Source organism: Terrabacter koreensis, from assembly GCF_054783315.1.
This window is the reverse complement of sequence record NZ_BAAGQU010000004.1, coordinates 1,792,323-1,811,854: the sequence shown is the minus strand read 5'-3', so window position 1 is coordinate 1,811,854 and position 19,532 is coordinate 1,792,323. Positions and strand designations below refer to the sequence as shown.

The following is a 19,532-nucleotide window of genomic DNA, read 5'->3' as shown; positions in this document are numbered from 1 at the left end:
GCCGCGGCTGGGCGTCCGCGCCACGCGCGCTCGGCGCGCCCTGAGGACAGATCGCCCGACTCCGGCATACCCTCGTCTGGTGCACACGAGAACGTTGCCGGGCAGTCACGGCGCGGTCTTCGCGAGGACGCTCAGCGCCCTGCGAGACGTCCGGCTGCGCTCGGAGGTGCGACTCACCGAGGTGCCGGCCCCGACCCGCATCGCGCCGTATGCCGCCGCGCTGACCGCCGACGTCATCGACGTGGCCGACCCCGAGGCGGACCTCGCGACCGGTCGCTTCGTGCTGCTCCACGACCCGGCCGCCCCCGACACGTGGGACGGCCAGTGGCGCGTCGTCACCTTCGCCCGCGCCGAGCTCGAGGCCGAGCTCGCCGGCGACCCCATGCTCGGCGCCGTCGGGTGGTCGTGGCTCACCGACTCGCTCGCCGAGCGGGGCCTCACGTGGACGGCCGAGGCCGGCACGGTGACCCGGGTCGTCAGCGAGAGCTTCGCCGGCCTGGCCGACCGCGAGGCGAGCGTCGAGATGGAGATCCGCGCCTCGTGGACGCCGGTCGCCGGCGACGTCGTCGACCACCTGCGGGCCTGGGCCGACATGCTCTGCACCATCGCCGGCATCCCGCCCCTGCCTGACGGCGTCGTCCCCCTCCCGGGGCAGCGCCGGTGACGGCTGAGCCGAACGCGCCAACCGCCGACCTCGAGGCCGATCTCGACGCCGACACGGGGCCCGACACCGCGGCCGACACCGCGGCCGACACCGCGGCCGACACCGCGGCCGACACTGTGATCGACAGCCCGGTCGACACCGCGTCCGATCTCGTCCCGTTGACCCACCCGCGGGACGGCGTGCCCGACGTCGTCGTCGAGGAGCGCGACCTGATGAAGGCGGCCGAGGCCATCGCCCGCGGCACCGGCCCCGTCGGCATCGATGCCGAGCGCGCCTCGGGCTACCGGTACGGCCAGAAGGCCTACCTGGTCCAGATCCGGCGCGAGGGATCCGGCACCTGGCTCATCGACCCCATCGCGTGCCCCGACCTCTCGCCCGTCGGCGAGGCCATCGGCGACGCGGAGTGGATCCTCCACGCCGCCACCCAGGACCTGCCGTGCCTGGCCGAGGTGGGGCTGCGCCCGAAGGCCCTCTTCGACACCGAGCTCGGCGGCCGGCTCGCCGGCCTTCCCCGGGTGGGCCTCGGCGCCATGGTCGAGCACTACCTCGGCCTCCAGCTCGCCAAGGAGCACTCGGCCGTCGACTGGTCGGCCCGCCCCCTGCCCGAGCCCTGGCTGCGGTATGCCGCTCTCGACGTCGAGGTGCTCGTCGACCTCCGTGACGCGGTGGCCGCCGAGCTCGCCGCCCAGGGCAAGGCCGCGTGGGCCGCCGAGGAGTTCGAGCACCTGCTCGACTTCACCGGGCCCGAGCCCCGGGTCGACCCGTGGCGCCGCACGTCCGGCATGCACAAGGTGCGCGGCCGGCGCGGGCTCGCCATCGTGCGCGAGCTGTGGCTCTGGCGTGACGCGCTGGCCCAGCAGCGCGACACGTCCCCCGGCCGGGTGCTCCCCGACGCCGCCATCAGCGAGATCGCGCTGGCCAACCAGCGCGCGACGAAGCCGCCACGCACCGTGGGCTCCGCCGAGCCCCGCCTGGCGCGGTCGGTGCGCCGCCACCAGGAGGCGATCATCGAGGTCGTCGCCCGGGCCTTGGCGCTATCCGAGGACGCGCTGCCGGTCGTCTCGCTGCCCCCGACCGGTCCCCCGCCGCCGAAGGCGTGGGCCGACCGTGACCCTGTTGCCGCCGGACGGCTGGCCCGGGCGCGCGAGCTGCTGGGCGCCGTGTCGCAGGAGCTGTCGGTGCCGGTCGAGAACCTGCTGACCCCGGACCTGCTGCGTCGCTTCCTGTGGGAGGGCCCGGCCGCTCCCACGACCGCCGAGGTCGCGGAGGCGCTCTCCGCGCTCGGCGCTCGCCGGTGGCAGACGACGATCACCGCGCCGCTCATCTCGCTGGCCTGCAGCGAGAACCCGCCCACCTGAGGCAGGCCGCAACACCCCCGTCCGAGGGTGGGGGCGGTCGTGAGGATGGTCACCCGAGTGCCCGTTGGCCCGGAAGTTACCCGGAAGTAGTATCGGGACGTCGCGCTTCCGAGCGCCCTCCCACCGACCCTCGATCCCCTGGAGGCACCGTGCCCCGCGCACTCAATGAGGTCGTCTTCGTCGACGGCGTCCGCACGCCGTTCGGCAAGGCGGGTGACAAGGGCATGTACGCCCAGACCCGCGCCGACGACCTCGTCATCCGGTGCATCCGCGAGCTGCTGCACCGCAACCCGAACCTGCCCAAGGACAAGGTCGAGGAGGTCGCCATCGCCGCGACCACCCAGATCGGTGACCAGGGCCTCACGCTGGGGCGCACCGCGGCGCTGCTCTCGGGCCTGCCGAACACGACCCCCGGCTACTCGGTCGACCGCATGTGCGCCGGCGCCATGACCGCCGTCACCAACACCGCGAGCTCCATCGCGTTCGGCGCCTACGACATCGCGATCGCCGGCGGCGTCGAGCACATGGGGCGCCACCCCATGGGCGAGGGCGTCGACCCCAACCCGCGCATCGTCGCCGAGAAGATTGTCGACCCCGACGCGCTCGTCATGGGCAAGACCGCCGAGAACCTCCACGACCGCTTCCCGCAGCTGACGAAGCAGCGCTCCGACGCCTTCGCCGTCGGCAGCCAGGACAAGCTCGCCAAGGCGTACGCCGACGGCAAGATCCAGCGCGACCTCGTCACTGTCGCGACGCGGCACGCCGAGCAGGGCTGGGGCATCGCCACGGCCGACGAGCCGCCGCGCCCGGGCACCACGGTCGACGACCTGGGCCAGCTCAAGACACCCTTCCGCGCCCACGGCAACGTCACCGCCGGCAACGCCGCCGGGCTCAACGACGGCGCCACCGCCTGCCTGCTCGCCTCCGAGCAGGCGGCCACCGACCTCGGACTGCCGGTGCGGATGCGTCTCGTCTCCTACTCCTTCGTCGGGGTCGAGCCCGAGGTCATGGGCGTCGGACCGGTCCCCGCCACCGAGAAGGCCCTGGCCAAGGCCGGGCTGACGATCGAGGACATCGGCCTCTTCGAGCTGAACGAGGCGTTCGCGGTGCAGGTGCTCGCCTTCCTCGACCACTTCGGCATCGCCGACGACGACCCCCGCGTCAACGAGTACGGCGGCGCCATCGCCACCGGCCACCCGCTCGCGAGCTCGGGCGTGCGCCTCATGACCCAGCTCGCGCGTCAGTTCGAGGAGCACCCCGAGGTGCGCTACGGCCTCACCGCGATGTGCATCGGCATCGGCATGGGCGGCGCCGTGATCTGGGAGAACCCGCACCACGCCGACTACTCCCCCACCGCCACCGCCGGCACGACCGAGGAGATCGCCCAGTGAGCGCCCCCACCACCGAGAAGCAGAGCACCGAGAAGCCCACCGTCGCAGCCGACTTCGCGTCGGAGGTCGTCACGCGCACGCCCGTGCGTGACGTGCCGCTGCCCGGCGGCGCCGGCACCCTGGCGCTCATCACCCTCGACAACGGCTTCGACCACACCAAGCCGAACACCTTCGGCCCCCAGTCGATCGCCGGCCTCACCGAGACGGTCGCCCGCCTGCGCGAGCGCGCCGAGCGCGGCGAGATCGCCGCCGTCGCGGTCACCGGCAAGCCGTTCATCTTCGCGGTGGGTGCCGACCTGACGGGCGTGCCGTTTATCCAGTCGCGTGAGCAGGCGCTCGAGATCGCCCGAGCCGGCCACACGGCATACGCGGCCTTCGCTGACCTGCCGGTGCCGACGTTCGCCTTCGTCAACGGTGCCGCCATGGGCGGCGGCGTCGAGCTCGCGCTCTCGGCCACCTACCGGACGATGAGCGCCGGCGTGCCCGCCGTCGCGCTGCCCGAGGTCTTCCTCGGGCTGGTGCCCGGGTGGGGCGGCTGCTGGCTGCTGCCCAACCTCGTCGGCATCGAGAAGGCACTCACGGTCGTCGTCGACAACCCGCTGAGCCAGAACCGGATGCTCAAGGGCGTCGACGCGTACAAGCTCGGGATGGCCGACGCGCTCTTCGAGCCCGCCGACTTCCTCGAGGAGTCGGTCGCCTGGGCCGCCCGCGTGCTCACGGGCGAGGTCACCGTCGAGCGACCCGAGGTGGACCGCGACGAGACGGCGTGGGCGGCCGCGATCGCAAAGGCCAAGGGCCTCGCCGACGTCAAGACCGGCCGCCAGGCCAAGAGCCCGTACGCCGCCCTCGACCTGCTCGCCGCCGCCCGCACCGCGACTCGCGACGAGGGCTTCGCCGCCGAGGACGACGTGCTCGCCGACCTGCTCATGAGCGACGAGCTGCGCGCGGGTCTCTACGCCTTCGACCTCGTGCAGAAGCGCGCGAAGCGCCCCGCCGGGGCTCCCGACAAGGCCCTCGCCCGACCGGTGACGAAGGTCGGGATCGTCGGCGCCGGCCTCATGGCCAGCCAGCTCGCGCTGCTGTTCATCCAGCGCCTACAGGTGCCGGTCGTGCTCACCGACATCGACGACGAGCGCGTCGCCAAGGGGGTCGGCTACGTCCACGCCGAGCTCGACAAGCTCGCCGGCAAGGGCCGGCTGAACCCCGACAGGCTGAACCGCTACAAGGCCCTCGTCACCGGGTCGACGAGCAAGGACGGCTTCTCCGACGCCGACTTCGTCATCGAGGCCGTCTTCGAGGAGATGTCGGTGAAGCAGCAGGTCTTCGCCGAGGTCGAGGCCGTCGTCTCGCCCGAGTGCGTGCTCGCGACGAACACCTCGAGCCTGTCGATCGCCGAGATGGCGTCGAAGCTCGAGCACCCCGAGCGCGTCGTCGGCTTCCACTTCTTCAACCCGGTCGCCGTCATGCCGCTGCTCGAGGTCATCCCGGGCGAGCGCACCGACGACGCGACGCTCGCGACGGCCTTCGCCGTGGGGAAGGCGCTGAAGAAGACGTGCATCCGTTGCGCGGACCGGCCGTCGTTCATCGTCAACCGCCTGCTCGGCCGCTTCATGGGCGAGGCCGCGAAGATCCTCGACGAGGGCACCCCGATCGAGGTCGTCGACCGCGCGTTCGCCGGGCTCGCGCCGATGCCACCCTTCGTGCTCATCGGCCTCGTGGGTCCGGCGATCGCGCTGCACAACGGCGAGACCCTCGTGCGGGCGTTCCCCGACCGCTTCTACGCCTCTCCGACGCTCCAGCGCATCGTCGCGGCGGGCAAGCGCGGCTTCTACGACCTCAGCTCGGGCCGGCCGGTGCTCGACCCCGAGGTCGCCGAGCTCATCGAGAAGCCGGCCGAGCCGGTCGTGCTCGACCTGGCCCAGGTGCGCCAGCGCGTGCTCACGGTGCTCGCCGACGAGGCGCGCCGGATGCTCGACGAGGGCGTCGCCCAGGCGCCGATGGACATCGACCTCGCGATGATCACCGGTGCGGGCTTCCAGTTCTGGAACGGCGGCATCACGCCACTGCTCGACCGCACCGGCGTCGCAGAGGCGGTGACGGGGTCGCGGTTCCTCCCCGCGGGCGTCGCGAACGTCCCTGCCTGACGCACGCTGCAGACGGCATACGGCCGAAGCGCCACGAACCGGACGATCCGGTTCGTGGCGCTCGGCGGTTCCGGCGCGTCCCGCGCGGCGGATTTGCCCTATCTCATATATGAGTTAGCCTCGACGTCGTGCCCAAGACCTACCTCACTCGTATCGGAACCCTCATCCGCGACGCCCGTCGCCACAAGGGGATGACCCAGTCGGACCTCGCGGAGCTGCTCGGCACCTCCCAGAGCGCCGTCACACGCATCGAGCAGGGCAAGCAGAACCTCAGCCTCGACATGCTCGCCAAGATCGGCGACGCCCTCGACTCCGAGTTCGTCTCGGTCGGCCACTCCGGCCCCCAGCACCTGCGCATCGTCGGCGGCCAGAAGCTCACCGGCTCCATCGACGTCAAGACGAGCAAGAACGCCGCCGTGGCCCTGCTCTGCGCGTCGCTGCTCAACCGCGGTCGCACCACGCTGCGCAACCTCGCCCGCATCGAGGAGGTCAACCGCATCCTCGAGGTGCTCGCCTCGATCGGCGTGCGCACCCGCTGGCTGCCCGACAGCAGCGACCTCGAGATCATCCCTCCGGCCGAGCTCAACCTCGACGACATCGACGTGGCCGCCGCCCGTCGCACGCGCACCGTCATCATGTTCCTCGGCCCGCTCCTGCACGAGCTCGAGTCCTTCCAGCTGCCGTATGCCGGCGGCTGCGACCTCGGCACCCGCACCGTCGAGCCGCACCTGAGCGCGCTCCGGTCGTTCGGTCTCGAGGTCACCGCCACCCACGGGTTCTACGAGGCGCGCTCCGACCGGACGGTCAACCCCGAGCGAGCCATCGTGCTCACCGAGCGCGGCGACACGGTCACCGAGAACGTGCTCATGGCCGCGGCCCGCCACGCCGGCACGACCGTCATCCGCAACGCGAGCCCCAACTACATGGTCCAGGACCTCTGCTTCTTCCTGGAGAAGCTCGGGGTCCGCATCGAGGGCATCGGCACCACCACCCTGACGGTGACCGGACTCGCCGAGATCGACGTCGACGTCGAGTACGCCCCCAGCGAGGACCCCATCGAGGCCATGAGCCTCATCGCGGCCGCCGTCGTCACCGACTCGTCGATCACGATCCGCCGCGTGCCGATCGAGTTCATCGAGATCGAGCTCGCGACCCTCGACGGCATGGGGATGAAGTACAACCTCACGGGTGAGTACACGTCGGCCAACGGCAAGACCCGCCTCGTCGACCTGACGACGATCCCCGGCCCGCTCAAGGCGCCGACCGACAAGATCCACCCGATGCCGTTCCCCGGCCTCAACATCGACAACCTGCCGTTCTTCGCGCTCATCGGGGCCGTTGCCGAGGGCAGCACGATGATCCACGACTGGGTCTACGAGAACCGCGCCATCTACCTCACCGAGCTGACGAAGGTCGGCGCGCGCGTCCAGCTGCTCGACCCGCACCGGGTCATCGTCGAGGGACCCACCCGTTGGCGCGCCGCCGAGGTCATGTGCCCGCCGGCACTGCGCCCCGGCGTCGTCGTGCTGCTCGCGATGCTCGCCTCGCCCGGCACGTCGGTGCTGCGCAACGTCTACGTGATCAACCGCGGCTACGAGGACCTCGCGGAGCGGCTCAACGCGCTCGGCGCCACCATCGAGGTCTTCCGCGACATCTGAGCCGTCCGCCGTGCGGGGGTGGAGCAGAGGCGCCCCCGCACCACCGCGTCGTGCGGCTCAGCGAGCCCAGGTGACGGTGGTGACGATCAGGTTGCCGTTGCCCAGGTCACGGACGTGTGTCGAGTGGCCCTCAGAGCGGGACCCCTCCACGAGCCGCCCCCAGCTGCGCTCGTCGTTGCCGGCCGCGGCCGCCGCTGCCCCGGACGGCAGGCTCGCCCCGACGGTCGTCGTGCTGTCGGTGTGGGCGTAGATGCTGACCAGCTGGTCGTAGTCATGCTGGTTGGGGTGCTGGTTGGTGCTGGGGTCGTTCGTGTAGTCCATGCACGTGCCGAGGTTGGCGTTGTTGAAGTTCTCGTCCTGGTGGGCGAGCCCGAACGTGTGACCGACCTCTTGGCAGGTGACAAGGTTGCGCCAGGCCGGGGTGTTGTACTGCGCGGTGTTGAAGTACGTGTCGTTGAGCTTCACGGTGCCCTGCGTGATGTGCGTGCCGCCCGTGACGGAGATGGACGCGATCCCGAGCCACCCGGTGTTGCCGTAGGCCGCGTTGCACACCTCGACGCGCCCGGCGGTCGGGCGGCAGTTCTTCGGGCGGGTGGAGCCGGCCACGACCGTCGTGTCGAGGACGCTGGACCTGCTCCAGTCGCTGCTTGCTCCCGTGAGGCTCGCATCCCACGCGGACGTGACGTTGTCGCCGAGCTTCAACGTGAACGGGTTGCTGGTTCGGGCCCAGTGGTAGCCGTTCCACGAGTGGTTGGCCTGCGCGGCAGCAGGGGCCATCATGCCCAGGGCCACTGCTCCGAGGGCCGAGAAGAGAACACGAGAACGCATCGACGGACTCCTTGCATCTGGTGGTCGGGCCCCCGAGCCAGCCGCGAACGGCCATCGACCACGATCGTCCTCTCGGAGCCGTGTCACAACCCGGAACCGGTACGGAGATGGTCAACGGATGGCAGCCCGTCCTGGAGGACGGTGGCGGTCTCGACGAGGTCGCGCAACGTCTCGATGAAGCGGGCCGCCGGCGCGCCGTCGACGACTGCGTGGTCGAAGGTCACGGTGAGCGGCAGGTGGGGCCTCGCCACCACGGCGCCGTTCTCGACGGTGGGTCGCTCGACGACGCCGCCGACGCTGACGATGACGGTCAACGGGGCGACGGGGATGGCCCAGCCCCAGGCGTGGGCGAACATCCCGAGTGAGGTGACGCCGACGGCAGGGCCGAACCGGGCCGCCGTGCTCGCCCGCGCTCCGAGGGCACGGATCCCGGCTCGCCGCAGCGGCGCCGGCAGGCGGAGCAGTGCCGCCACGGCGCGGGTGGCCTCGTGCGTCGGCGGCGGCCCGATCTTGGCCTGGTGGAGCAGGGCCGTGATCTCGGCACAGCCGAGCCGGTCGGCCGCCGGCACGAGCGCGAGGTCGAGGACCGGCAGGTCGGGGCTGCCCCGCTCCACCGTCACCCCGACATCGACCCGGTCGAAGCAGACGAGGTCGTGGCCGGCCCTGCGGACGTTGAGCGCCGGGTGCAGCGCCACCGCCCTGGCCACCGAGCCGATGACGAAGCCGGTCCACGAGATGGTGCCGTGCGCGTCCGCGATGCGCTGGGCTGCTCGGGTGACGTCGAGCTCGACGAGCGCGTGCACCTGGAAGCGGCGGCTCGCCCCCGCGAGCCTGTCGAGCACCGGCTCGCGCGCCGGGGCGATGCGCCGCACGACGTAGCCGGCCGGTCGGGGCGCCGCCGGTGTCATCGCAGACCGTCCCACAGGGCGCGCTCCCAGGCCCGCGGGTCGTCGACGACGGTGCAGGTGGTGTCGAGGCGGTAGGTCGACCGGTGGTCGGTGTCGTAGGTCGGCCAGCCGGGGTCACCCGGGCCGGCGAAGGCCACCCAGGCGGAGTGCATCGTCCGGGCCAGCTGTTGAGGCGGGTCGGCGCCGAGCAGCGGACCGAAGAGCGGGGCGTCGCTGCGGGCGGTGTCGAAGACGAACGGCACCTCCAGGGCGTGCACGGCGCCCAGTCCGGGCGACGCCCAGGCGAACTCGTACATGTGGGTGCTTGCCGTGGACGTGTGGTCGGCGTGCGCGTCGGCCAGTCGGATGGCCGGGATCCTCATCCACCAGTCGGTCTGGACGGCGGCCAGCAGGTCGCCGGGCACCGCCGCCGGATAGCGCCGCCCGTACGCGTCGAGGGCTGCCGCGTCGAGTCCGTAAGCGGCGAGGCTCTGGTAGCCGTGCGTGTGCACGTCGCCGAGCAGCACCTCGTCGGTGATCCCCGGGAACGCCCCGCTGACGACGAGCCACAGCCGCCAGTCGTCGGTGTTCGTGCCGACGAGGACGTCCACGTCGCGGGCGCAGCCGGCCGCGATGCGGTCGATCGGCCGGGCAGGGAGCACTGTCCCGTCGACGACCGGCTGCCACGGCATCATGCTCACGACCAGCGGCAGTCCCCACCGGTCCGGGTCGGGGTGCGCGAGCAGGTCCGCCTTCTGCTCGGCCTGGGCCACCAGCAGCCGCGCGACTCCCGCCTCGGCGATGGCCTCACGGGTCGGTGGCACCCCCATCCGCCGGGCGAGGTCCTGCCCGACGTTCAGGGCGTGCTCCGGCGCCAGCGTGTGGTGGGCGGCGCCGCTCTGCAGCACCGCGCGGCGGAAGAGTCCACGGGCCGCCGGCATCGCGAGCAGGCACCCGATGCTCATGGCCCCCGCCGACTCGCCGAAGACGGTCACGTTGTTCGGGTCGCCGCCGAAGGGAGCGATGTTGTCGCGCACCCACTCGAGTGCTGCCACCTGGTCGAGCAGCCCGAGGTCGGCCACGCCGTCGTCGAGGTAGAGGAAGCCCTCCGCGCCGGGTCGCCAGTTGATGACCACGCAGACGACGCCGTCGCGGGCGAACGCCCAACCGTCGTACGCCCCCGTCGAGCTGAGCTCGAACATCCCGCCCTGGATCCACACCATGACCGGCAGCCCGGCTCGGCCGGGGTCCGGCGTCCAGAGGTTGAGGTCGAGGTAGTCGGACGACGGGGGCGCCCGGTGCACCGCCTCGAACGCCGCACCGACGTCCTGCCAGTCCTCACCCGCGCCGCCCGGCGGGCCGCCCGTCGCGGGTGGTGCCACCTGGGGTGGCTCGGGCCCAGGCCGACTCGCGTCACGAACCCCGTTCCACGCCTGCGGGGGGCGCGGTGGACGGAGCCGGTCGGCACCCGCGGGCGCGGCGGCATACGGGATCCCGAGGAACGCGTGCACGCCGTCACGCACGACGCCGCGCACCCTCCCGTACGCCGTCGACACGACACTCTCCACACGTCCACCGTGCGCCGGGGGTCTTCGAGCGACCAGAGGCCAAGGTCCCAGCAAGGTCCCAGCACGGTCCCGGCACGTCCCGGCGACCACGAGCCGAGGGGCCGGCCCCCACGTGAGCGGTAGACACATGGAACCGGGGGTTTTGTGTCAGGTCACCACACAGGTGGCCTCCGGGCCCCTCCCTAGTCTTCCCGCATGGCCGACGCCCGCACCGACGCACGCGACGCCGCCCCGGACTCCCCTGCGCGGGTCCGCACGGCGGTCAACGAACCCATCGACCTGACCGGCCGGACGGCCCTCGTGACCGGCGCCGCGAGCGGCATCGGGGCGAGCGTCGCGAGGGCCCTGGCCGGTGCCGGCGCCAAGGTGCACGCGGTCGACCGGGACGAGCAGGGCCTCGCCGCCCTCGCCGACGGCGCCGCCCTGTCGACCATCACGGCGGACCTCGCCGACCTCGACGCGCTCGCCGACCTGCCGACCGAGGTCGACATCCTCGTCAACAACGCCGGGATCCAGCACGTCAGCCCGATCGAGGAGTTCCCGCTCGAGCGGTTCGACTTCATCCTCGACCTGATGCTCGTCTCGCCGTTCCGGCTCATCCGGCAGAGCCTGCCGCACATGTACGACCGTGGCTGGGGCCGAGTCGTCAACATCTCCAGCGTGCACGGCCTGCGGGCCAGCGCCTTCAAGTCCGCCTACGTGACGGCCAAGCACGGGCTCGAGGGCCTCTCGAAGGTCGTCGCCCTCGAAGGGGGCCCGCACGGCGTCACCTCCACGTGCATCAACCCCGCCTACGTGCGCACCCCGCTCGTCGAGAAGCAGATCGCCGACCAGGCCCGCACGCACGGCATCGCCGAGTCCGAGGTCGTCGAAAAGATCATGCTGGCCCCGGTGGCCGTCAAGCGTCTCGTCGAGCCCGACGAGGTCGCCGCGCTGACCCTCTTCCTGTGTGGGCCGGCATCCGGCTCGGTCAACGGGACCTCGTTCTCGATGGACGGCGGCTGGACCGCGCACTGACACGGCCTTCCCGCCCACCGATCGGAGTCCGTCCTCATCGCCCGCCCGCGACGCGCCTAGGATCTGCCCGTGGCCACCCCCAGCGACACGTCACAGACCGCCGACCCGGCGGTCGCGACCGAGCACGCCCAGCAGGTCATGCACCTGCTCGAGCTGCTCGCCGCCGACGCACCCGTCGCCGAGGTCGCCGCCGCCCCCGCCCCGGCGGAGGCCCGCGACCTCGCGCTGCGCATCGCGAGCGCGCGCGAGGTGCACCAGCACCGCGAGGCGGGTCTCGCCGCACTGCTCGACACGGCGCGCGAGCTGGCGACCGAGAGCGACCCCGGGTCGGTGCTCGATGCCATCGTCCGCCGCGCGCGCCGGCTCGTCGGCACCGACCTCGCCTACCTCACCCTCTACGACCCGGAGGCCGGCGACACCTACATGCGGGCCACCGACGGTTCGGTCTCGGCCGCCTTCCAGTCGGTGCGGCTCGCCCTGGGCGCCGGTCTCGGAGGACTCGTGGCGTCGACGCACAAGCCGTACTGGACCGCCGACTACTGGTCCGACGAACGCTTCCGGCACACGGAGGCGATCAACAGCGCGGTCGGCGAGGAGGGCATCATCGCGATCTGCGGCACGCCGCTCATCGTCGAGTCGCACTTCGTGGGGGTCCTCTTCGCCGCCAACCGCTCGTCCCGGCCGTTCACGCGCGAGGAGGTCGGGCTGCTCGGCAACCTGGCCACGCTGGCAGCGGTCACGCTCGTGCAGACGCGCGCGCTGGCGGACGCCGAGAACGCGCTCGCAGCGCTCTCCGATGCCCACGAGACCGTCCGGCAGTACGCCGAGGGCGTCGAGAAGGCGGCTGCCGCCCACGACCGCTTCGCCTCCCTCGTGCTGGGCGGGGGCGGCGTCGATGACATCACGCACGCCCTGGCCGAGCTGCTCGGCGGCTGGGCCGTGCTCGTCGACGAGAACGGCCAGCGCCACAGCGCGGCCGGTCCGGCGCCCGAGCCGTCACCCGGCGGCGACGACCCCTTCGCGAGCCTCAACGCCCTTCCGGGGCTGGGCACCGGGCGCCTCGTCGAGCAGGACGGCGTCTACGCGGTGGCCGTCACGGCCGCGCGGGAGCGTCTGGGCACGATCTACGTGGGCGGGCTCACCCTGGGCGACTCCGACCAGCGCACCGTCGAGCGCGCCGGCGTCGTCACCGCCCTCGTCCTGCTCTTCGAGCGGCAGGCCGCCGACGCCCGCCAGTCGGCCCGCAACCGGCTCGTCAGCGACCTCGTCAGCGCACGCGGCTCGAGGGAGGAGCGGCTCACCCTGGCCCAGACCGTGGGCTTCGACCCGCAGCGGCCCTTCTGCCTGCTCGTCCTGCGCGGCGACGAGTCGGCCGGCCACCGAGCCCTGCTCATCTCCGCCAGCGCCGCGACGGGCGACGCTGCTCTCGTGGGGTCGCACGACGGTGACGTCATCGCCCTCGTGCCCGGCACCGACGCCGACGGGCTCGCGCGCTCGGCGGCGGCGCGCATCGGCAAGCGCACCTGCGTCACTGTGGCCGGCGTGGGACCGGTGAGCGACGTCGATGCCATCACCGAGGCGTACGAGGAGGGCCACCGCACCGTCGGCGCCCTCATCGCCCTGGGCCACCGGGGCAAGGGCGCCGCGGCGACCCAGCTCGGCTTCGCCGGTCTCATCGTCGGTTCCGCGCCAGACGTCGACGAGTACGTACGCCGTCTGCTGGGTCCCGTCGTCGACTACGACGAGCGTCGCGGCACGGACCTCGTGGGCACGCTCGCCGCGTACTTCGGCGCCGGCGGCAGCCCGCGCCACGCGGCCGGCACGCTGCACGTGCACGTCAACACGGTGTCGCAGCGGCTCGAGCGCATCACGGCCCTGCTCGGCGAGACGTGGCAACAGCCAGAGCACGCGCTCGAGCTGCAGATCGCGCTGCGTCTGCGCGCGCTTCAGGCCCCGAGCTGACGGTCGACGGCGTCGACGACGGCTTCGACGCCCCGCTCGCCGAGGATGACGTCGTAGTGGTTCGCGTCGACCCGCGTGACCCTCACCTCGGACGGCACTCCGAGGGCCTCGAGACGGGACTCGTCGTAGAGGCCCTGCGGCTCGTCGAGCAGGCCGCGCTCGGCCCAGACGAGCTCCGTGCCGACCCCGTCGGCGACGGCCGCTCTCAGCGCGCCGTGGGTCTCGCGGTCGGCCATGACGTCGGCCCCGTCGGCGCGCACCGCGTCGAGCACGCACGTGCTGCGCCACTCCCCCGGCGCGTCCTCGACGAGGTCGTGCTCGATGTAGGCGCGGGCGGCGTCGCCGCCGGGGCCGCGGATCACCGGCCCGAGGGCGGGGTGCTGCGACCAGAAGTCGAGGTATGCCGCCGGGTCGGGGAAGCGCATCGACAGCCGGTCCATGGCCGGGCCGATGACCGACCGCAGCGCCGCGTCGACGTCGAGGTCGTCCGGCACGGGAAAGGCCAGGCCGCCGTCGACGAGGACCGCGCCGGAGAACCGCTCGGGGTGGCGAGCGGCCGCCAGGGCGCTGATGAACGCGCCCATCGAGTGCCCGAGGAGCACCGGCGTGGCCGCGAACGCCGTGGCGACCGACACGAGGTCGTCGACGTGCGCGGCCAGCCCGTAGGGCGCCGGCGCCGACCGGCTGTCTCCGCGACCGCGGAGGTCAGGAGCGAGCACGCGGACGGCGCCGGGACCCTGGCGGTGTCCGATCTCGTCGGCGACCCGGCGCCACGAGAGGCCGTTGGCCGTGATGCCGTGCACGGCGAGCACGACCGGTGCGTCGGGGGGAGGGCTGCCGAGACTCAGGTCGTGGATGGCGATGCTGCCCTCGGGCAGCTCGATGACGAAGGCGGACGTGGTGCTCACCTGGTCCCCGCTCTCCTGATCAGACGGCCGCCGAGCCCGGTCAGGCCCGACGGTGCGAAGTAGACCACGACGACGAAGAACGCGCCGAGGATGAAGAGAGGCTGCGACAGGACCTGTCGCACGACCTCCGGCAGCGAGTGGAGGAAGCCGGCGTTGCTCACCTCGACGAGCCGCGCGTCGGCGTACGTGTAGAGCACCCCGCCGAGCACGGCTCCCCAGCGGTGGCCGGCACCGCCCAGCACCACCATGACGAGCAACGAGAGGGTGAACTCCGAGGTCGTCAGGTGCGGGTTCGAGCCCCCGAGCACGAGGGCGTGGACGACGCCGCCAACCGCCCCGAGGAACGAGCCGGCCACGATCGCCATGAGCTTCACCCGGTACGTGCCGAAGCCGAGGACGGCGGCGCGCTGCTCGTTCTCGCGCACGGCTGCCATCGCGTGGCCGGCCCGGGACCGGACGAGCAGGCTCACGAACACCCAGGCGACGACGACGAACCCGAGCGCCAGCCAGTAGCGGTACGGCGCGTTCGAGACCCCGACCAACAGGCCCGGGAGGGCGACGCGGTCGAGCGGCTTCCCCTCCTCGCCGCCGGTCAGGCCACCGGGGTTGCGCATCACGACGATGGAGGCCGCCTGCGCGAACGCGAGCGTCACCATGGCGAAGGCGATACCGCCGACGCGCAGGGCGATCGCACCGACGGCCAGAGCGAGCAGCGTCGAGAGGCCCAGCGCGACACCCACCGCCAGGGGCAGCGGCAGGTCCCAGGTGGACAGCGAGATCGTCAGCAGGTAGCTGCCGGCGGCCACGAACAGGGCGTGCCCGAAGCTGAGCAGCCCGGTGCGACCGAAGAGCACGTCGTAGCTGAGGGCGATCCCGCCGACGACGAGGCAGGTGGCGAGCAGCTGCATCGACCCCGGGCCGTTGACGCGACCGGGCAGGATGCCGGGAAGCTCGGCCGCGACGTACGGCAGGTACGCGAGCATGGCCACTACGACGAGCGCGGGGATCGCGCGCAGCAGGACACGGGCACGGGAGGAACGCGGCTGCGTCCCCGCCGGGCCGTCCGGGCTGTCAGGACCTCCTGTCGAGGCGCGGACGGCCGGGGGTGTCTGCGTCGATGACGTCATGCCGGGGCCACCTTCAGGGACGTCGGGCGGAGCAGGAGGACCAGAGCGAGGAGGAGCACGACCGACAGGTCGCCCACCCCGCTCGCCGCGTAGTAGTTCGCGAGCTGCTGGACGAGGCCCACGACCACGGCCGCGACCGCGGTTCCCGGCAGCGAGCCCATGCCACCGATGACCACGACGATGAAGGCGAAGATGAGCAGCGACCCGCCCTGCGCCGGAGACACCGCGCCGGCGTACTGGGAGTAGAGGACCCCAGCCAGCCCGGCTGCGGCGCCGCCGATGGCGAAGACCACCGTGAAGGTTCGGCGGACGTTGATGCCCAGCGCCTCCACCATGGTGCGGTTCTCGACGCCCGCACGGATCACGAGGCCCAGCCGGGTCAGGTGCAGCAGCGCCATCAGGCCGAGGAAGAGCGCCACGGCCACGACGACGTAGACGAGCCGGTCGTTCGGCAGCCGCGCGCCGAGGACGTCGCTGGTCGTGGTCATCCAGACCGGCTTGTCGACGGGGCGGGGGTCCGACCCCCAGATGCCCTGTGCCGCAGCGACGCCCGCCAGCGAGAGCCCGACGGTGACGAGAACCTGCTGGATGTGGTGGCGGTAGAGCGGACGGATCAACACGACCTCGACGACCACGCCGATCACGGTGCCGACGACGACGGCGACCAGCAGCGCGAGCACAAGACGTGACGCTGTGGGCCATGACTCCGGGAGCGCGTCCATGGTGAGCCAGCCGGCATAGGCGCCCGCGGTCATGAACGCGCCGTGCGCGAAGTTGAGCACGCCCATGAGGCCGTAGATGAGGCTCAGCCCGCTCGCGGCGATGAAGTAGAGCGCCCCGAGACCGAGGCCCGTGACGAGGAGCAGCACGAGGTCGCTCACGCGGCGCCCTCCCGTCGCATCGAGACGCCGAGCAGCTCCCGGGTCAGCTCGACGTCCGCGACGAGGTCGGCGGCGGCGCCGCGGTGCACGACCTCACCGGCGTCGAGCACGACGACCCGCTCGGCGATGCGACGCACCAGCGGCAGGTTCTGCTCGACGAGCAGGATCGGGGTCGTGCGCGCGACCTCGGCGAGGACGTCGGCCACCTCGGTCACGAGCTTGGGTGCGAGTCCCTTGGTGGGCTCGTCGATGAGCAGCAGCGCGTTGTCGCGCAGGAGGACGCGCGCGAGCGAGACCATCTGCTGCTGCCCGCCCGACAGCGTGCCGGCGCGCTGACCGCGCCGCTTGACCAGGTCGGGGAAGAGCTCCGCCACGACCGGGGCGTCGACGCCGAGGTCCGGGTCGACGAGACGGAGGTTCTCGTCGACGGTCAGGCCGCCGAAGACCTCACGGTCCTCGGGGACGTAGCCGAGTCCGGCTCGGACGATGCGTGCCGTCGCCTGCTCCTGGATGTCTCTGCCCTGCAGCAGGATCCGCCCCGAGCGCGGCGCAAGCCCGATGACGGCCTTCAACGTGGTCGTCTTGCCGACGCCGTTGCGCCCGAGCAGTGCCGTCACCCCCGTGGAGGGGACGTCGAACGAGACGCCTTGAAGCACGTGCGAGCCGCCGAAGCGGACGTGGACGTCGTCGAGCGACAGCACCGGGCGTGGCTGCACCTCCGGCGTCGCGTCGGGGATGGCTCTCTCTTCGCTCACAGCGCTTCTCCCAGGTAGGCCTGCTGGACCCGCTCGTCGGACGTGACCTCGGCCGGCGCTCCCACGGCCAGCAGCTCGCCGTGGTGCAGGACGGCCACGCGGTCGGCGAGCCCGAGGACGACGTGCATGTGGTGCTCGACCATGGCGACCGCGACGCCCGCGTCACGCACCTCGCCGATGATCTCCGTCAGCCCGTCGACGTCCTCCGCGGACACCCCGGCCATCGGCTCGTCGAGCAGCAGCACGCTCGGCTCGGATGCGAGGGACATCGCGAGCTCGAGCTTGCGACGTTCGCCGTGCGAGAGGTCACGGGCCAGCGTGCGCCCGCGACCCGGCATACGCACCCGGGTCAGCAGCGACTCGATGACCTCGCTCGACGACGAACCGGCCCCACGCCACGGCGAGAACGGCCGCGGGCCGGCGGCCTGCACGGCGAGGCGGACGTTCTCCCCCGCGGTCAGGCCGTCGAAGAGCGCGGACGTCTGGAACGACCGGGACAGACCGAGTCGGGCCCGCCTGGTGGCACTGGCACGCGTGACGTCGTCGTCCCCGAGCGTGATCCGACCGGTCGTGGGCCTGGTCACCCCGCTGAGGACGTTCACGAACGACGACTTGCCCGCCCCGTTGGGGCCGATGATGCCGAGCAGCTCACCGGCCCCGACGGACAGCGACACGTCGTCGAGGATCTGGGCTCCGCCGACCTTCCAGCCGACCGCTTCAGCGCTGATCACGACGAGACGGGTCCGATCACTTGAAGGGCGTGACGGGCGGGGCGACCACTGCGGGGTCGAGCGTGTCCACGCGCTGCGGCATGACGTTGCTGCCGTCCTTCTCGAGCGTCGCGGTGAACATCGGCTGCAGCAGCGCGTGGTCCTCGGCGCGGATCTCGAGCTTGCCCTTGGGGCCCTCGAACGACCAGCCCTCCAGGGAGGTCACCATCTTGTCGACGTCGTCACCACCGCCCTCCAGCGCGTGGACGATCATCTGGCCGGCGACGAATCCGTCGTTGGTGAAGAGGTCGACGGTGGAGCCCTGCTTCTTCAGCCCTGCGTCGAGGGCCTGGTAGGCCGGGTTGTCGGCGGCGCCGTCGAAGAAGTGCGACAGGAAGTTGATCTTGGTCGCCGCCTCACCGAAGAGCGGGTGGGTGGGCTTGATGTCGAGACCCGTGACGACCTTGGTCTGGTCGAAGACGCCCTGCTGGCCGAGGGTGGTCCACATGGCCGTCGCGTTCGCTCCCGCCCACGCGACGAAGAGCAGGTCGGGTGCCGCCCCCTTGACCTTCGTGGCGAACGGGGTGAGGTCGGTCGCGGCGGCCGGCACCTCGACGGCGTCCACCGTCGCGCCCTTGGCTCCGAGGATCGCCGTGACCGCGGCGACGTTCGCCTTGCCGAAGGCGCTGTCCTGCGCCAGGACGGTGACCTTCTTGCCCTTGACGTCCCCGAGGATGCTGCCGGCGGTGGCGACGTCCTGGTAGGTCTGTCGACCCGAGCGGAACGTGTAGCGGTTGGCGCCGGTGACCGCGTCGACCGCGGCCGGGCCCGACACGAAGAGGATCTTGTTGTCCTTCGCCAGGGGCGCGACCTGCAGTGCGACACCGCTCGAGGTCGAACCGGCGATGATCTTGTTGCCCTTGCCGATGAGGTCGGTCGCCGACGCGACGGCCTTGGCGGGGTCACCCGCGTCGTCCTGCTCGGAGATCTCGATCGAGCGGCCGCCGATCTTGCCGGTTCCCTTCGTGGCGTAGTCGATCCCGGCCGTCAGACCCTGGCGGTACTGCGCGCCGTAGCTCGCGAGCGGGCCCGACTTCGAGTAGACGAGGCCGACCTTGAAGGGCGCGCCCCCACCTGCGGCACCCGCACCTGAGGCATCACCGGCGGCTGGCGCGCCGGGCTGTCCAGGGGACCCGCAGGCCGCGACCGACAGGGTGATCATGGCGCTCGCCAGCGCGAGACTCCACCGCTTGGACACCGATGTCCTCCACCTCTGGTGGGCGCTCGCGCCTTTGCTGCAACGAGATCCGTTGACGCCCAACCGTTTCGGCGAACCTAGGTGAGCCTTCAAGGTCCGTCGGTGGGACCGGGAACCACAAACCCGTCGTACGCATGTGGTTGGGATCCATCAGGGGCGAGATTCAGGTGGTGGCGCCTCATGCAACGGATCGCGGTGCACCGTCGTGAATTCGTCTTGTGCGCATAGGTTTTCGCGTGGACAACTCTTCTCTGCCTGTTCGAACACCTGTACGATAGGGGCATGGGGAGCGCGCGACAGATCGAGCAGGACTGGGACCACGTCGCATCCCTGGCCGCCGACCTGCACGACGCCCACGCCCACGCCTCGGACGGCGCTACCCCGCCCCCACCGGCGGGACCCTCCACCTGCACCTC

At 72.1% G+C, this 19,532-nt stretch carries 16 protein-coding genes; 7 read left to right on the top strand and 9 right to left on the bottom strand.

What is annotated here, in order from left to right; genetic code table 11:
- The first annotated feature begins 79 nt into the window (after positions 1 to 79).
- The 5 genes from ACYVNR_RS11180 (at position 80) to ACYVNR_RS11160 (ending at position 7,215) form a co-directional block, all read left to right on the top strand.
- Positions 80 to 664, top strand: a complete 585-nt coding sequence (locus tag ACYVNR_RS11180; protein WP_045187859.1) for a DUF3000 domain-containing protein — start codon at positions 80 to 82, stop codon at positions 662 to 664.
- Entirely contained in the window at positions 661 to 2,022 is a 1,362-nt protein-coding gene (locus ACYVNR_RS11175) for an HRDC domain-containing protein (RefSeq protein ID WP_461048137.1), read from the top strand. The genes ACYVNR_RS11180 and ACYVNR_RS11175 overlap by 4 nt, the downstream gene beginning before the upstream one ends.
- 149 nt (positions 2,023 to 2,171) lie before the next feature.
- A complete protein-coding gene (locus ACYVNR_RS11170) occupies positions 2,172 to 3,413 on the top strand; it encodes a thiolase family protein (RefSeq protein ID WP_045187857.1) in 1,242 nt (413 codons plus the stop codon).
- Positions 3,410 to 5,557, top strand: a complete 2,148-nt coding sequence (locus ACYVNR_RS11165; RefSeq protein WP_461048135.1) for a 3-hydroxyacyl-CoA dehydrogenase NAD-binding domain-containing protein — start codon at positions 3,410 to 3,412, stop codon at positions 5,555 to 5,557. Before ACYVNR_RS11170 ends, ACYVNR_RS11165 begins: the two co-directional genes overlap by 4 nt.
- A gap of 128 nt (positions 5,558 to 5,685) precedes the next feature.
- A complete protein-coding gene (locus tag ACYVNR_RS11160) occupies positions 5,686 to 7,215 on the top strand; it encodes a helix-turn-helix domain-containing protein (protein WP_461048133.1) in 1,530 nt (509 codons plus the stop codon).
- A gap of 57 nt (positions 7,216 to 7,272) precedes the next feature.
- Here the strand turns inward: ACYVNR_RS11160 and ACYVNR_RS11155 are convergent, their stop codons facing one another.
- The 3 genes from ACYVNR_RS11155 to ACYVNR_RS11145 all read right to left on the bottom strand — a co-directional run bounded on the left by ACYVNR_RS11155 (position 7,273) and on the right by ACYVNR_RS11145 (position 10,498).
- Positions 7,273 to 8,043, bottom strand: coding sequence for a hypothetical protein (locus tag ACYVNR_RS11155; protein WP_461048131.1), 771 nt, complete (start codon positions 8,041 to 8,043; stop codon positions 7,273 to 7,275).
- 83 nt (positions 8,044 to 8,126) lie between these two features.
- Positions 8,127 to 8,951: a 2-oxo acid dehydrogenase subunit E2 gene (locus ACYVNR_RS11150; RefSeq protein WP_461048130.1), complete on the bottom strand. Its 825-nt coding sequence runs from the start codon at positions 8,949 to 8,951 to the stop codon at positions 8,127 to 8,129.
- Positions 8,948 to 10,498: a carboxylesterase/lipase family protein gene (locus ACYVNR_RS11145; RefSeq protein WP_461048128.1), complete on the bottom strand. Its 1,551-nt coding sequence runs from the start codon at positions 10,496 to 10,498 to the stop codon at positions 8,948 to 8,950. Before ACYVNR_RS11145 ends, ACYVNR_RS11150 begins: the two co-directional genes overlap by 4 nt.
- Before the next feature lie 195 nt (positions 10,499 to 10,693).
- Here ACYVNR_RS11145 and ACYVNR_RS11140 point away from each other — a divergent pair, with 195 nt between their 5' ends.
- Together ACYVNR_RS11140 and ACYVNR_RS11135 are read left to right on the top strand one after the other, a co-directional pair.
- Positions 10,694 to 11,515, top strand: coding sequence for a 3-hydroxybutyrate dehydrogenase (locus ACYVNR_RS11140; protein ID WP_461048127.1), 822 nt, complete (start codon positions 10,694 to 10,696; stop codon positions 11,513 to 11,515).
- Positions 11,516 to 11,584: 69 nt separating this feature from the next.
- Positions 11,585 to 13,477 (top strand): helix-turn-helix domain-containing protein, encoded by a 1,893-nt coding sequence (locus ACYVNR_RS11135; protein WP_082080687.1) that lies wholly within the window; start codon positions 11,585 to 11,587, stop codon positions 13,475 to 13,477.
- On the opposite strand, the gene ACYVNR_RS11130 is transcribed toward ACYVNR_RS11135, so the two are convergent.
- The 6 genes from ACYVNR_RS11130 to ACYVNR_RS11105 are packed head-to-tail and all read right to left on the bottom strand — an operon-like array spanning position 13,462 to position 19,116.
- Entirely contained in the window at positions 13,462 to 14,385 is a 924-nt protein-coding gene (locus ACYVNR_RS11130; protein ID WP_461048125.1) for an alpha/beta fold hydrolase, read from the bottom strand. The genes ACYVNR_RS11135 and ACYVNR_RS11130 overlap by 16 nt on opposite strands.
- On the bottom strand, positions 14,382 to 15,512 hold the full coding sequence (locus ACYVNR_RS11125; protein WP_461048124.1) for a branched-chain amino acid ABC transporter permease: 1,131 nt from the start codon (positions 15,510 to 15,512) through the stop codon (positions 14,382 to 14,384). Before ACYVNR_RS11125 ends, ACYVNR_RS11130 begins: the two co-directional genes overlap by 4 nt.
- Complete coding sequence (locus tag ACYVNR_RS11120) at positions 15,509 to 16,393, bottom strand: branched-chain amino acid ABC transporter permease (protein ID WP_461048122.1); 885 nt, start codon at positions 16,391 to 16,393, stop codon at positions 15,509 to 15,511. Before ACYVNR_RS11120 ends, ACYVNR_RS11125 begins: the two co-directional genes overlap by 4 nt.
- On the bottom strand, positions 16,390 to 17,148 hold the full coding sequence (locus ACYVNR_RS11115) for an ABC transporter ATP-binding protein (RefSeq protein ID WP_461048121.1): 759 nt from the start codon (positions 17,146 to 17,148) through the stop codon (positions 16,390 to 16,392). Before ACYVNR_RS11115 ends, ACYVNR_RS11120 begins: the two co-directional genes overlap by 4 nt.
- Positions 17,145 to 17,879 (bottom strand): ABC transporter ATP-binding protein, encoded by a 735-nt coding sequence (locus tag ACYVNR_RS11110; RefSeq protein ID WP_461048119.1) that lies wholly within the window; start codon positions 17,877 to 17,879, stop codon positions 17,145 to 17,147. The genes ACYVNR_RS11115 and ACYVNR_RS11110 overlap by 4 nt, the downstream gene beginning before the upstream one ends.
- Positions 17,880 to 17,895: 16 nt before the next feature.
- A complete protein-coding gene (locus ACYVNR_RS11105) occupies positions 17,896 to 19,116 on the bottom strand; it encodes a substrate-binding domain-containing protein (protein WP_461048118.1) in 1,221 nt (406 codons plus the stop codon).
- Positions 19,117 to 19,532 lie beyond the last annotated feature (416 nt).